Source organism: Flavobacterium sp. K5-23, assembly GCF_023278045.1.
GTDB lineage: Bacteria > Bacteroidota > Bacteroidia > Flavobacteriales > Flavobacteriaceae > Flavobacterium.
This window is the reverse complement of record NZ_CP056783.1, coordinates 605,960-620,581: the sequence shown is the minus strand read 5'-3', so window position 1 is coordinate 620,581 and position 14,622 is coordinate 605,960. Positions and strand designations below refer to the sequence as shown.

The 14,622-nt window shown below is 35.3% G+C and carries 10 protein-coding genes; 7 read left to right on the top strand and 3 right to left on the bottom strand.

All coding sequences use genetic code 11. The annotated features are described in order from the left end of the window. Positions 1–69: 69 nt before the first annotated feature. From FLAK523_RS02810 to FLAK523_RS02800, 3 genes are all read right to left on the bottom strand, one after another. Entirely contained in the window at positions 70–1,266 is a 1,197-nt protein-coding gene (locus FLAK523_RS02810) for an aminopeptidase C (RefSeq protein WP_248906345.1), read from the bottom strand. An 84-nt stretch (positions 1,267–1,350) separates the two neighbouring features. Continuing rightward, positions 1,351–3,252 (bottom strand): S9 family peptidase, encoded by a 1,902-nt coding sequence (locus FLAK523_RS02805; protein ID WP_248906343.1) that lies wholly within the window; start codon positions 3,250–3,252, stop codon positions 1,351–1,353. Between the two features lie 142 nt (positions 3,253–3,394). After that, entirely contained in the window at positions 3,395–7,603 is a 4,209-nt protein-coding gene (locus tag FLAK523_RS02800; RefSeq protein ID WP_248906342.1) for a GEVED domain-containing protein, read from the bottom strand. Between the two features lie 217 nt (positions 7,604–7,820). Between FLAK523_RS02800 and FLAK523_RS02795 the strand changes: the two genes are divergently transcribed. The 7 genes from FLAK523_RS02795 (at position 7,821) to FLAK523_RS02765 (ending at position 14,486) form a co-directional block, all read left to right on the top strand. Then, positions 7,821–8,933 (top strand): FAD-binding oxidoreductase, encoded by a 1,113-nt coding sequence (locus tag FLAK523_RS02795; protein ID WP_248906340.1) that lies wholly within the window; start codon positions 7,821–7,823, stop codon positions 8,931–8,933. Continuing rightward, complete coding sequence (mtgA, locus tag FLAK523_RS02790; protein WP_248906338.1) at positions 8,933–9,673, top strand: monofunctional biosynthetic peptidoglycan transglycosylase; 741 nt, start codon at positions 8,933–8,935, stop codon at positions 9,671–9,673. The genes FLAK523_RS02795 and mtgA overlap by 1 nt, the downstream gene beginning before the upstream one ends. A 139-nt stretch (positions 9,674–9,812) precedes the next feature. Further along, entirely contained in the window at positions 9,813–10,652 is an 840-nt protein-coding gene (locus FLAK523_RS02785; protein WP_248906336.1) for an AraC family transcriptional regulator, read from the top strand. Between the two features lie 197 nt (positions 10,653–10,849). Then, the gene (locus FLAK523_RS02780; RefSeq protein ID WP_248906334.1) at positions 10,850–12,352 is read left to right on the top strand and encodes an aldehyde dehydrogenase family protein; all 1,503 of its coding nucleotides are present in this window, start codon (positions 10,850–10,852) and stop codon (positions 12,350–12,352) included. Positions 12,353–12,455: 103 nt separating this feature from the next. Continuing rightward, complete coding sequence (locus FLAK523_RS02775) at positions 12,456–12,971, top strand: YqhA family protein (protein WP_248906332.1); 516 nt, start codon at positions 12,456–12,458, stop codon at positions 12,969–12,971. A gap of 6 nt (positions 12,972–12,977) precedes the next feature. Next, positions 12,978–13,973, top strand: a complete 996-nt coding sequence (locus FLAK523_RS02770) for an NADP-dependent oxidoreductase (RefSeq protein ID WP_248906330.1) — start codon at positions 12,978–12,980, stop codon at positions 13,971–13,973. 3 nt (positions 13,974–13,976) lie between these two features. Further along, positions 13,977–14,486, top strand: coding sequence for a GreA/GreB family elongation factor (locus tag FLAK523_RS02765; protein ID WP_248906328.1), 510 nt, complete (start codon positions 13,977–13,979; stop codon positions 14,484–14,486). Positions 14,487–14,622: the final 136 nt, after the last annotated feature.

Sequence of the window (14,622 nt, the reverse complement as noted above, 5' to 3'; positions counted from 1 at the left end):
GGTTTTTTTGTGCCTATTCTAAAATTTTATTTCTAAAATTTTATTTCGAGAATTGTCATTTAAGCTCAATTATACTCCTAGTTTTTTAGCAATTTCACTTGGGATTCCTCCTTTGTTTACCATAAACGATGTCGTTTTGTATTTTACAAAATTCTTGCTTACGTATAAATATCCTTTGTAATCATTTGTAGCTCCCCAAGAGTTTTTAACGATGTAGTATTCTTTGCCAGTTTGATCTTTTGCTATTCCTACAATATGCATTGCGTGATCATCAGTAGTTTCGTAATTGTCAAATGCTTTTTGACGCATCTCTTCTGTTATTTCTAACTCTGGTTTAGGGCCATTGAACATATTTTCTTTTTCCTCAGTTGACATATCATCAATCTTTTTTGTTGGAATATATGCAACACCGTTTTTCCAGCTAAAACTTTTTTCACTAACGTCAGAAGCCCAAGCCACTGTGTATCCATTTTTAATTGCGTTATCAATAATGGTTGTCATATCATTCATTTTCACATTGTAAACTAAATCAAATGACCAGTTGTCAGGAACCATCATCATTGTTTTTGTGTAATAAGGCTCAGTAGAATAAGAAGCAAACTCAACATATTCATCAGGATTAATACCTACTACTTCTTTTGCAAAAGATTGAGGAGTGTAATTTTTTCCTTTATAGTTGAAGTTTTTCGGCACTTCGCCAAGGTAAGAGTCTATAACTGCTGCATAGGCTTTTTCCCAGTTTGGGGTAAGTTGACCATTTGGATTTTTAACAACTGCAGCTAATAATGCTTCTGTGATACCTGCCATTTCAGCAAATTTGTTTTTATCTGTTCCGTAATTTAATCCAGTATATACTTCTTGAGGTACAGCTCCGTACTTTCTGTACATATTGGTTACATCGTGTAATTCTCCACCGTCACCAAGAGTTACAGCGCCATGCATACGAACATAGTTTTTACCTTTTTCAACATAAGCATTACGAGCCGAGAATACTTGAGATAATTCTACAGGTTGTTTTCCTAAACGGATCATCTCTGATTCTAAATAAGAATTAGCCGAGTAACTCCAGCAAGTTCCCGATGAACCTTGGTTTTTTATAGATGTATTGGCAAGATTGATAACATCAGTAAATTTAAAGCTTTCTTTGCTTTTTTCGCTTGCATTTACTTTTAGAGAATTCACAAGACCGTCTTGTGCTGAAATGCTATTCATTCCTAGCAGAAACGAAGTAGCAATAAATATACTTTTGATTGGAAAATTATACATATTTTAATATTAGATGTTTATTATTTGTTGGTAAAAAGCCGGTATTGTTACAGTAGAAACTAACTTTAACAGTATAGCGCTTTATTATAGGGTTTCTTTCAACCAATTAAAAAATTCTCTTTGCCATACCTGAGCGTTTTGAGGTTTTAAAACCCAATGATTCTCTTCTGGAAAATAAATAAATTTGCTTTTAAGCCCACGTAATTGAGCAGCCTGAAAAGCTTCTTGACCTTGACCTATTGGAACACGGAAATCTTTTCCTCCTTGAATGATTAAAATGGGTTTGCTCCATTTCTCCACTAAATTTACGGGGTTGAATGTAGTATACGTTTTTTGTGCTACAGCATTGTCTTTTTCCCAATAAGCACCTCCAAAGTCCCAGTTGTTAAAGAACACTTCCTCAGTAGTTCCAAACATGCTTTGTGTGTTGAAAACACCATCATGAGCAATAAAAGTTTTGAATCGGTTGTTGTGGATTCCCGCTAAATAAAACACAGAATATCCTCCATAACTAGCCCCAACACATCCAAGTCTGGATTTGTCTACGTAACTTTCTTTAGAAACGTCATCAATTGCCGAAAGGTAATCGTCCATTACCTGTCCGCCCCAATCTTTGCTTATTTGTTCATTCCATTCTACACCATGTCCTGGCATTCCACGACGATTAGGCGCAACAACAATATAGCCATTGGCAGCCATTAATTGGAAATTCCAACGGAAAGAATAAAATTGTGTCAAAGCACTTTGTGGTCCGCCTTGACAATATAAAAGGGTTGGGTATTTTTTTGTAGCATCAAAATTTGGAGGAAGAATAACCCAAACTAACATTTTTTTTCCGTCAGTTGTAGTTACATATCTTCTTACGGTTTTGCTTAACGCCAAAGAATCGTAGGTTGTTGTATTTACGTTTGATATTTGTTTCCAGCTTTTTTTCTTCAAGTCGAATGAAAATATTTCTGATGCGTGGTTCATATCCGCACGAGTAACTATAATTTTGTTGCCTGAAAACCCAACTATATCATTCACGTCAAAATCCCCGTTGGTAATTTGGTGTACATTTATTGCAATTCTTGTAAGTCCCGGAAAATTAACTTCAAATAACTGTTTTGTACCGTCAACTGGAGCAATGAAATAAATTTTATCACTGTCTTTACTCCATAAGAAACTATCCGCTGTACCGTCCCAATTAGCAGTCAGGTTCATTTTTATTCCTTTGAAATCAACAATAATGTCATTTTTATCTGCTTCATATCCATCTCTTTTCATTTGCAGCCAAGATAAATTTCCTGAAGGAGAAAATTGTGGCGCCATATCGTAGCCTAGATTATCTTCGGTTCTATTAATTGTTTTTCCAGTTTCTAAGCTGTATTCGTAGATGTTGGTATTTGTGGAAATAGCATATTGTGTTCCTGCTTTTTTCTTCGAAACATAAAAAATACTTTTGCTTCCCGGCGACCAAATGTAGTCTTCGTCACCACCGAAAGGTTTTTGTGGGCTGTCAAAAGGTTCATTACCCATAATGTCAGTGCCTACAGAACCATCTACGTTTTCCTTGTATAAAACGTGATTGAATTTACCTTCGTTCCAAGTGTCCCAGTGGCGATAGTCCAGTCCGTCATAGATTTGTACATCCGATTTTTCCAATTCAGGATAGAAATCTTTTCCGTGTACCTTGTTTATTTTTACCTCTTCATTATAGACTATGTATTTCCCGTCTGGGGAAATGTTTTTGTCTTTAAGTAAATCTTTAGTTTCGGCAACTTCTGTAGGATTTCCTCCGTTAACCGGTATGGTATACGTTTTAGAATTAGATTTGTTTTCTTCAATCGAAGGGATGGTTACTTTGTAAACAATGTTCTTTCCGTCTTTAGAAATGCCTAATGGAGCAACTCGGCCTAGTTCCCAAAGGGTTTCTGGCGACATTACATTTTGGCCAATAGCGCTTAAACTCATCATAGTTAGGGTTGTAAAAAGTAGTTTTTTCATAAATAAAATTATTTTTTCAAGACCTTAAAAGTACTGATTTTATTCCAAAAAAAAAGCTACCTCAATTGAGGTAGCTTTTAGTATTAATGATTCTTAGAAAATTCTTCTTTACATAAGAAGGAAAACTAAGTCTTGGTTTTAATTATTTTTTGATAAAACGTTTTACTGTAGATGTACCCTTGTCGGTTACTTCTAAAATGTAGTTTCCTTCATTAATGATAGAAACGTCAACTGATCCATTTGATAATTTACCGTTCATAACCGTTTGTCCAAGCATATTGTAAACTCTGTATGTTGCATTTTCAGAAACTGAAGTTACGTTCAATAGAGAAGATGTAGGGTTAGGGTATACTTTAATATCTGAAATACTACTTCTTGAAGTTTCAGTTTCTTTAGAAACAGAAGTAATGTTTACAGTATAATCTTCTACTTGACCATAAGAGAACGTTTCGCAAGCGGTAGGAATCCCATTGTATTTCATTGAGACTCTCATTCTTGTTGTACCTAACTTAGCATTTGCAGGAATGGTGAACGAACCTGAAACCGGAGTTGTTGTAGATGCTGCTTTAGACCAAACTAATTCGCCAGCGTCATTAAAATCTCCGTCCTGATTGTAATCAATCCAAACAGCATATCCTTCTTTGTATTTAGTACCTGTCCAATCCGGTGTAATGGTAATTGTATTAGACGTTCCAATAGTTACATTAGTAGACTTACTAGTGAAATCAGTATAACCTGTTCCTCCAGTTGAAGTATTGTTTATTGACCCAAAAACTACTTTGCCAATTTTCTCATCTGCTACACTGTTTCCTTGTGAAGCACAATATGTAAGCGTTGCAGATAAAGTTGTAACATTTACCACATTACTTGAAGCAGAGATATTTCCTGCCTCATCTTTTGCTTTTACAGAAAAAGTATAAGCGGTAGCAGAAGATAATCCAGTAACATTATAAGATGTAGTTGTTACGGTTGCTTTTAATGTGCTTCCTTGATACACATCGTAAGCTGTTACGCCAACATTATCTGTTGATGCATTCCAAGATAGGTTTGTCGTTGTCGTTGTAGTTCCTGAAGCTGTCAATGTTGTTGGTGCTGTTGGAGCAATTGTATCAACGAAAGGAGTTAAAGTTGTAACATTAACTACATTACTTGAAGCAGAAACATTCCCTGCCTCATCTTTTGCTTTTACTGAGAATGAGTATGCTGTACCAGGATTTAATCCAGTGACATTAGCGGATGTAGTCGTTACAGTGCCTAGTATAGTTGTTCCTATGTAAACATCGTATGCAACTACAGCAATATTATCTGTAGAAGCTGTCCAAGATAAATTAGTAGTAGTTTCAGTAGTACCAGAAGCTGCTAAAGCTGATGGTGCTGTCGGGGCAGTTGTGTCAACTATTTCTGCAACAATTGTTACCGTATAATCTTCCACCTGACCATAAGAAAATGTTTCACAAGAAGAAGGGATTCCGTTGTATTTCATTGAAACTCTCATCCTTGTTGCTCCGGTCGTAGCCGAAGCTGGGATCGTAATAGTTCCAGAAACCGGGTTAGTGGTTGATGCCGCTTTTGACCAAACTAGTTCTCCTGCATCATCAAAATCTCCATCTTGATTGTAATCAATCCAAACGGCATATCCTTCGCTATAAACTGACCCTGTCCAAGTAGGTGTGATCGTAATAGTGTTAGAAGTACCAATTGTCACATCAGTTCCAATAGCGGTAAAATCGCTATAACCTGTTCCGCCGGCAGAAGGATTGTTTATTGTGCCAAATTGTACTTTTCCAATATATTCATCATTTACGCTATTTCCTTTCGAATCACAATAAGATAAAACTACCGCTGGAGTTGTAACGTTTGCAACATTACTAGACGCAGAAATATTTCCAGCAGCATCTTTTGCTTTAACAGAGAAAGAATATGCTGTAGCAGCAGTCAATCCGCTTACATTGTAAGTAGTAGTGTTTACTGTAGCTATTAAAGTTGTTCCTTGATATACATCATAATCTGTTACTCCTACATTATCTGTAGATGCTGTCCAGGTTAAATTAGTTGTTGTAGTAGTAGTTCCTGAAGCGGCCAATGAAGATGGAGCTGTAGGAGCAATTGTATCTACAAAAGGAGCAGCAGTTGTAACGTTTATTACATTACTGGAAGCAGAAATGTTTCCTGCAGCATCTTTAGCCTTAACTGAAAAAGTATAAGCTGTAGAGGCAGTCAAACCAGTTACATTATAAGTAGTAGTTGTTACTGTAGCCATTAAAGTAGTCCCTCGATATACATCGTATCCTGTTACGGCTACATCATCAGTAGAAGCGTTCCATGATAAATTTGTTGTAGTCTCTGTTGTTCCTGATGCTGATAAAGCAGTAGGTGTTGTAGGGGCAGTATTATCAATTATTCCTCCAGTAATCGTAAAATCAGTATTAGAAATATCAAAGAAAATATGATTAGTTCCTTTTACCATGATTCTGTTTTGTGTTCCAGCAATATTAGGAATGGTTACGGCTTGTGTTCCATCATTTGGAGTTGCAGCAGCTATGATAATCGGATAGGTGTTTCCTCCGTCAGTAGATAGTAGGATATCTACATTGGCAGCGTTTACACCATTTGCAGTTGTTCCTGCAACATTCCATGCTATTGTCTGAGTCGAACCACCAACATAAGAAACGGCTGTATTAGGAGAATCGACAGTGAAAGGTCCTGCCGTAGTATTTACTGTTACTATTGCGTCATCACTATTATTTGCAGGTCCGCCAGCGTGATTGTCACGAACAGTCAGTCTAAAGTTCATTGTTCTTGCCACATTTGGCACTGCTTCCCATTTCCATGAAGTAGCTCCTGTTTGAACAGTGGATAACTGAGGGAAATAACGTGTTGGTGAAGCTGATGGTACAAATGATCTAAACGCAGGTCCTGAAGTCGCTGTAACACTTGGGTAAGTGGTTGACGATGTTCCCGTATTCATTTGTTCCCAGTCATAAGTTAGTACATTACCATTGGCATCTGTAGCTACTCCTGTTAACATAAAAGGAGTTCCTTTTGGTATAGTGTAGTCAAGTCCCGCATTTACTGTTGGAACTGCGTTTCCTGTTAAGGTAGTAGTTTGGCAAGTTGTGCTTTTTACATAATTTGTTACTTGCTCAATGCTTATAGCATGAAAGAAAGCATCGCTATGCGCTTGAACATCTGTAGCACCCGTAATTCCAGCATACCCCATAATAGTTGATCCGCTTCCAGGTTCAACCTGAGCTACCACTACTTGATTAGAATGTGTAAACGTATGATTAGCCCCAAATTGGTGCCCTAATTCATGTGCTACATAATCAACATCAAAGTTGTCTCCTTGTGGAATACCATCACCGGGAGAAGTGTATCCACTTCCTTTTCCTAAAGGAACACTCGTTGTTGGGTTTTTACATACACATCCGATGCATCCAGCATTACCACCTCCACCATCACCACCAAAAAGGTGACCAACATCATAATTTGCATTTCCAATAACATTTGTTAAAGTAGTTTGTAATTGTTGGTTCCAGTTTGCTTTTGAAGAAGAAGCTGAGTATGGATCTGTTGAAGCACTAGTGTAAATAACTAAATCATTATTAGCAATAAGATTCATATGAACCCCAAAATCTTTTTCGAAAATAGCATTTACACGTGTCATAGTATTGTTGATACCTGCAAGGGCTAATGCTTTTGTACCTCCAAAATAAGCGGTGTATTCACCTGTAACCGACATAGCTAATTTGAAAGTTCTTAAGTTTCCGTCATCAGCATTTGGTCTTAAAGTAGCTGTGTTTAAGTCTTTTTTTGCATTGTCAATTACAGTACAATCAAATTTTGAAAGTGAGGCCGCTTTATCTGATTTTTTATAAACAGTATAAGTGCTTAAATCAGTTGAGTAAGGTTCGATAAAAACAGCCGATTGGTCAGCGTTAATTGACATCGTTTGTAAACCAAGAGGAGACAAACTGAAATGAATCGTTGCCGTTGGGTTCTCAATTCCTTGACCAACGTAAGATTTGATTTCAGGGTATTTAGCTGCTAATACAGGATCCATATTAGAAGATTCAACAATCCTGAAATTTTCTAATTTCCCTTCCCCGTTTGGAAAAGATACAACTACACTTGATTTTCCAGAAAGCGCATTTCTTTTTGGAGAATTAGCCAATGCTTTCTTTAAACCGTTGATGTCAAGGTCGAATAAGCTGGTTTGTTTTAGTTGTTTTTTGTTTTCAAAAACGGTGGACCCGCTTTTTTGAGTAGATGACTTCCAGAAATCTCCTCCCTGGGCAAAGGAGGTACTGGTGACTGCAATTAATGCAATCGAGAGTAATTTTTTTATCATTTTATGAGATTTGGGTTATAAAAGCAAATATAAAAAAATATATATAGGAATGAAGAATTCTTAGATTATTCGCATAAAAAAATTAAAAAGTATTTATTAAGTTCATAAAACATTAGTTTTTACATAATTTATTTGTCAATAATGTCGTTTCTGGTTTTCTGTTATGTTTTGCTTTTATTCATAGGAGTTATTTATTATTTTTATAAAAAAATATCAAATGCAATTAAGTTATTGGGAATTAAAGAATTGGTTTACAAATATCGATTATACAATTGTAGGTAGTGGAATAGTTGGCTTGCACGCAGCATTGCGCTTACGCGAAAAATTCCCTGCCAGTAAAATTTTAGTTCTTGAGAAAGGGATGTTGCCTCATGGAGCCAGTACAAAAAATGCCGGTTTTGCCTGTTTTGGAAGTATTTCTGAAATTATAGACGATTTAAATTCCCATTCTGAAGATGAGGTTTTTAATCTCGTTCAAAAACGATGGAAGGGATTGCAGTTATTAAGGAAAAGATTAGGAGACGCGACAATAGATTTTAAATCTTATGGAGGTTACGAATTGTTTTTAAAGGAAGACGAGAGTTGTTTTAATGACTGCGTTAATAAATTACCTTATATAAATGAATTGTTAAAACCTCTTTTTAAAGCGGATGTGTTTGCCAAAGAAACGGACCGTTTTGGGTTTAACGGGATTAAGGAACATATGGTTTTTAATCCTTTTGAAGCACAAATCGACACCGGTAATATGATGCAGGCACTCTTGAAACAGGCTGTATCCGAAAATATTCTGATTTTAAATCAACAAACGGTAACTTCTTTTTTAGATAAAGGTGAAAATGTTGAGATTGTACTGGATGATTTCAGTTTTAAAACTAAAAAAGTTTTCTTTGCAACAAATGGATTTGCAAATACATTGACAAACGGTGCTGTAAAACCTGCCAGAGCGCAGGTGTTAATAACCGAACCTATTAAAGATCTCAATATCAAAGGCACATTTCATCTGGATCGAGGGTATTATTATTTTAGAAACATTGGAGACAGGATATTATTAGGAGGTGGTAGAAATCTAGATTTTGATGCGGAGACCACAACCGCCTTTGCTCAAACAGAATTGATTCAAAATAAATTGGAACAACTATTAAAAGAAGTAATTTTGCCAAACAATGATTTCAAAATAGAGCATCGTTGGAGCGGAATTATGGGAATTGGAGAAAGTAAGAGCCCTATTGTTTCTCAATTATCTGAAAACGTATATTGCGGTGTCAGATTAGGTGGAATGGGAGTGGCAATAGGAAGTTTAATTGGAACAGAATTAGCAGATTTAATATAATGGCAACCAAAGTAGTACCTAAGAAAAATAAAAAAACACCCAAAAAAGAAACAACATCATCTATGAATAGAATAAGCCGTTTTTTATTAAAAATGTTATTGTGGTTCTTCGGAATCTCTTTGTTTTTTGTGGTCCTTTTCAAATTTGTACCCGTTCCATTCACCCCATTAATGGTGATTAGAGCGATAGAGAATAAATCTGCAGGGAAAGAAGTTTATTTTAATCACGATTGGGAACCTTTGGAAAATATTTCCGTGAATTTACAAAAGGCCGTCATTGCTAGTGAAGATGGAACTTTTTTAAGACACAACGGTTTTGACTTTACGGCTATGCAAAAGGCATTTAAAGGAAATTCAAGAGGACGTAAAATAAAAGGAGGTAGTACCATTTCACAGCAAACCGCCAAAAATGTATTTCTTTGGCAGGGTAGAAGTTATGTTAGAAAAGGACTCGAAGCGTATTTCACTGTGCTAATTGAACTTGTTTGGGGTAAAGAACGCATTATGGAAGTGTACCTTAATAGTATAGAGATGGGCGACGGTGTTTATGGCGCACAGGCAGCAGCTGAACATTGGTATAGAAAAGATGCCGCTAATTTGACACCTATCCAGGCTGCCGGAATTGCTGCAATACTACCTAGCCCCCGAAAATATAAAGCAACCGGTTCTTCATCTTATATCAACAATCGAAAATCCAAAATTGTTCGTGTGATGCGAACTGTAGGTAAAATTGAATATTAGGCTTTTATAAAAAAGCTCGTTTTGTTAGATTACATCTTGAAACAAAATTGTGAAACTATATCGTAACTTAGTAAACAAACCAAAAGCTTTAGTGTATCAGTTTTAGTAATTATAATTTATCTTTTTACGAAAAAAAAATATGCCAATAGAAAACATTCCTGAAATTTATTTTCAGAACAAGAATACACCTCAAGACATATTTGTTTATGATTTTAAGATGACTAGCGATGTTGTAAAAAGCAAAGTCAATCTAAGTATGAATATGTTTAGCTTTCTTCAAGTGGGAAAAAAGCAAGTTCATTTCGCTGATACTTCCATGGCCGTAAATAGCAAACAATCCTTGTTATTAAAAAAAGGAAATTGGCTGTGGACTGAGTTATTAGATACAGAAGCTATTTATTATTGTAAACTATTCTTTTTTTCAGAAAAAAAGCTAATCGATTTTTTAAGTAAATACACTAACAATATCAAGCCTCATAAAGAGGAAGTTCCTTATTTTGTTATTGAAAATGACCAATATATTGCCGCTTTTATCGACTCCTTATCTTCTAATACTTATACAAATCATAGTTATAGCGATGCCTTGTTATCTTTGAAATTTGAAGAGATCATGCTTTATCTCTTAAATAAATATGGCGATAAATTCGAGTTTTATTTACACTCGCTTATATCTAAAGAGGTTTCTCCTTTTAAAAATATAGTAGAAAGCAATGTGTACTCTAATCTAAAATTGGAAGAAATAGCCTTTCTATGTAATATGAGTCTGTCAACATTCAAACGTTACTTCGCTCATGAATATAGTGAGCCTCCTGGAAAGTGGCTGCAAGACAAAAGACTACAAAGAGCAAAAGAATTATTACAAAAGGGAGAACTGAAAGCTTCAGATATCTATCTCGATATTGGTTATAACAACTTGTCCAACTTTAGTATAGCCTTTAAAAATAAGTTCGGAACAAGTCCAACAGATATTTCTAATTAATGCATATTATTGATTACGAGATAGTTATGCGTAGTATTTAAATTAAAAAATCTACCAAAAACAACGTTGAACTGTTTTCATAAGTTTTTGAACTAAATCAATAACTTCGGAACTCGGCTCTCGCCATACATTTGCAGTGTAATTAAAACAAAGGATTTTAATAATAATTACACTTTTATAATTTTAAATAAATAATTATGGCAAATGTAACAAAACCTGTATTCAAAGAAAGATACGGGAACTTTATTGGCGGTAAGTTCGTAGCTCCTGTAAAAGGACAATATTTTGACAATGTATCTCCAGTAGACGGAAAAGTATTTACTCAAGCAGCTCGTTCAACACAAGAAGATGTTGATCTTGCACTTGATGCAGCTCACGAAGCGTTCCCATCTTGGAGTACTTCTTCAGCTACAGAACGTAGTAATGCTTTATTGAAAATTGCTCAAGTAATGGAAGACAACTTCGAATACTTAGCAACATTAGAAACAATCGACAACGGTAAACCAATCCGTGAGTCTCGTGCAGCAGATATTCCTTATTGTATTGATCACTTCCGTTATTTTGCAGGTGTAATTCGTGCAGATGAAGGAAGTATTTCGGAGCATGATAAAAACACAGTAAGTATCGTATTGCACGAACCTATTGGAGTAGTTGGTGAAATCATTCCTTGGAACTTCCCAATGTTAATGCTAGCTTGGAAAATAGCTCCAGCTTTAGCAGCAGGTTGTACTGCGGTCGTTAAACCGGCTGAACAAACCCCAACAAGTGTAATCGCATTAATGGAACTTATAGGTGACATTTTACCTCCAGGTGTATTGAACATAGTAACTGGTTTTGGTGCAGAAGCTGGTGCAGCTTTAGCTACATCTAAGCGTATTGCAAAACTTTCATTTACTGGTTCAACAGAAACAGGGCGTAAAGTATTACACAATGCAGCAGAAAACATTATTCCAGTAACTATGGAATTAGGTGGAAAATCTCCAAACATTTTCTTCCCATCAGTAGCAGACCAAGACGATGATTTCTATAGCAAAGCTATCGAAGGAGCGTTAATGTTCGCACTTAACCAAGGAGAAATTTGTACAGCTCCATCTCGTATTTTAGTTCACGAAGATATTGCTGACGATTTTATCGGAAGAATGCAAGAACGTTTGGGGGCTATCAAAACGGGTAACCCATTAGATCCAGAAACAATGATTGGATCTCAAGTTTCTAAGCCTCAATATGAAAAAATTCTTAACTATATCAATATTGGTAAAGAAGAAGGTGCATTAGTATTAGCTGGTGGAGACGCTGGTAACTACGAAGGTGAGCTTTCTGAAGGATATTACATCCAACCAACAGTATTGAAAGGAACAAACGATATGCGTGTTTTTCAAGAAGAAATTTTTGGACCAGTTGTAGCCTTAACAACATTCAGTTCTACTGAAGAAGCTATTGCAATCGCAAACGATACTCCTTACGGTTTAGGCGCAGGTGTTTGGTCTCGTGACGCTCACGAATTATTCCAAGTTCCACGTGCTATTCAAGCTGGTAGAGTTTGGGTAAACCAATACCATACTTATCCTGCTCACGCGCCTTTTGGTGGTGTTAAAGAATCAGGATTTGGTCGTGAAAACCATAAAATGGCTTTAGATCATTACCGTGTTGTAAAAAACATGTTGATCTCTTACGACAAAAAACCTATGGGTTTCTTTTAATTAAAACTTTATAACATAAGTTTATAATAAAAACCCCGGAAATTCCGGGGTTTTATTCTTTTAATCATAGTCTAAATAAAAGATTTTAATTAACTTTATAATTATGAAAAAAATATTCTTTTTATTTCGTTATGTAAGCTGGACAGCAATCATAGGCTCACTACTTGGTTCTTTACTACTTTTTGTAGTAGGTGCTTTAAAAACCATGAATGCATTTAGAGTGGTCATCTTCAATTATATTCCAGAAGATAAGGCACATCTACATCCAGCAGATATAGCAACTACTTATCTTATAAAATCTTTAGATACGTTTTTAATAGCCTTGGTACTTTTCATTTTCGCACATGGTGTTTACACCTTATTTATTTCAAACAAAAAATATGACGACGAAAAAAACGTGCTAAAATGGATAAAAACACCAAATATTGGTCATCTAAAAAATGTGCTCGCCGAAGTAATTGTCATTATTCTTTTTGTGAAATTTCTTGAGGTAGTCTTTGTGAATATCGATAACCTTAAATGGGAAATTGTAATACTTCCTATTTCAATTGTTCTTTTGGCTCTTGGTTTAAAATTTCTAAAACTGAATAAAGAAGAAAGCACAAACATTAAAAAATAACAGAATATGAAAGCAATTCAATTCGTTGGTTACGGAGATATTTCAAAAAACATAATAACTTCTGAAATTGAAAAACCTATCATTGAAAAAGATGAAGTACTAATTGAAATTTATGCTGCTGGCGTGAACCCTTTAGATATTAAAGTAATTGAAGGAAAGTTAAAAAGCGTAAGTACTTTTCAATTGCCCGCAACATTAGGATATGATGTTAGTGGAATTATTGTGGAAAAAGGTGAGAATGTAACTAATTTCAATATCGGAGATGAAGTGTTTTCAAAGGTTAATAAGCAGGGGACATTTACAGAATTTGTGGCTGTAAATCAGAATATCATAAGTCTAAAACCTAAGAATATTACTTTTGAGGAAGCTGCCAGTTTACCATTAGTTGGACTTACAGCCATACAAGCCTTGAAACGAGGTAAGCTTAAAGCTGGTGATAAGGTTTTGATTCACGCAGGATCTGGTGGCGTGGGTTCATTTGCCATTCAATATGCAAAATCTATTGGTGCTTACGTGTACACAACCACAAGTACAGAAAATATTGGATGGGTAAAAGAGCTTGGAGCAGATGTTGTTATTGACTATAAAACGGTTGATTATGCGGCGATTGTTCAAGATGTAGATATGGTTTTGGATACACTTGGAAATCAATATACTGAGGAGGCCTTCACTGTGATAAAAGATGGTGGAAAAGTGATAACACTTGTTGGTACTGTAGATAAAGAGACTGCAAACCGAATGAAGCTCAATAAAATTGCTCAGTTATTTTTAGCTTGGAAAAGGCGAAAAATAACAAAACAGATTAAGCAAAAATCAGCTTATTACAGTTTGGTATTTATGCGAGCTAACGCAAAACAACTCAATGAAATTACCAAACTTGTAGAATCAGGAAAAATCAAAACAAAAATTGACAAAGTGTTTCCTTTAAATGACACGCTTGGTGCTTTGCTTTATGTTAAAAATGGGCGAACCAAAGGAAAAGTTGTTATTAAAATAAAGTAAATCATGAGTAGAGGATTTGTAAAAGAGGACGATCAGGAAGAAATTCCTATCGTGCCGCCAAGAGCAGATTTGCCAGAAGGAGTGACAAATTATGTTACTCAATCTGGTATGGATCAGCTTTTGAATGAAAAACAAGAATTGATTAATGATAGAGAAAACCTGGAAAATTCAAATGAAAATGAAAGGCGAATTGCAGTAAACCATATTAGTGCAAAATTACAATTGTTAAACAATCGAATAGCTACTGCTAAAATAGTAGATTTAAAAACACAACCGAAAAATGAAATTCGCTTTGGTGCCTTAGTGAGTTTAAAAATTGGCAATAACACAAAACTTCAGAACTATCAAATTGTAGGTGTAGATGAAGCTGATATTTCGAAAGGGAAAATCTCATTTATTTCTCCGATTGCTAAACTATTGATCAACAAAAAAGTTGGTGACAAGGCTATATTAAAGCTTGCGAAGGAAGATAGGATTTTTGAAATTATGGAAATCGCCTATGAGCAGGAGTAATCACAGGTTCTCTACTCTAATGAATTATTTTAACTATCGACCCAAGATTAATGCTATCTCACTTTGACTTTAGAGATAAGAATATGTTTATCGGCAGTCAGTTAATTTAGCTACTTTCTTTTTTGTTTTTCGACTA

Bases quoted from the DNA above. Each gene is read 5' to 3' on its own strand.
- FLAK523_RS02780 (WP_248906334.1), top strand. From the start codon at position 10,850: ATGGCAAATGTAACAAAACCTGTATTCAAAGAAAGATACGGGAACTTT.
- FLAK523_RS02805 (WP_248906343.1), bottom strand. From the start codon at position 3,252: ATGAAAAAACTACTTTTTACAACCCTAACTATGATGAGTTTAAGCGCT.
- FLAK523_RS02785 (WP_248906336.1), top strand. From the start codon at position 9,813: ATGCCAATAGAAAACATTCCTGAAATTTATTTTCAGAACAAGAATACA.
- mtgA (WP_248906338.1), top strand. From the start codon at position 8,933: ATGGCAACCAAAGTAGTACCTAAGAAAAATAAAAAAACACCCAAAAAA.
- FLAK523_RS02765 (WP_248906328.1), top strand. From the start codon at position 13,977: ATGAGTAGAGGATTTGTAAAAGAGGACGATCAGGAAGAAATTCCTATC.
- FLAK523_RS02775 (WP_248906332.1), top strand. From the start codon at position 12,456: ATGAAAAAAATATTCTTTTTATTTCGTTATGTAAGCTGGACAGCAATC.
- FLAK523_RS02800 (WP_248906342.1), bottom strand. From the start codon at position 7,603: ATGATAAAAAAATTACTCTCGATTGCATTAATTGCAGTCACCAGTACC.
- FLAK523_RS02795 (WP_248906340.1), top strand. From the start codon at position 7,821: ATGCAATTAAGTTATTGGGAATTAAAGAATTGGTTTACAAATATCGAT.
- FLAK523_RS02770 (WP_248906330.1), top strand. From the start codon at position 12,978: ATGAAAGCAATTCAATTCGTTGGTTACGGAGATATTTCAAAAAACATA.
- FLAK523_RS02810 (WP_248906345.1), bottom strand. From the start codon at position 1,266: ATGTATAATTTTCCAATCAAAAGTATATTTATTGCTACTTCGTTTCTG.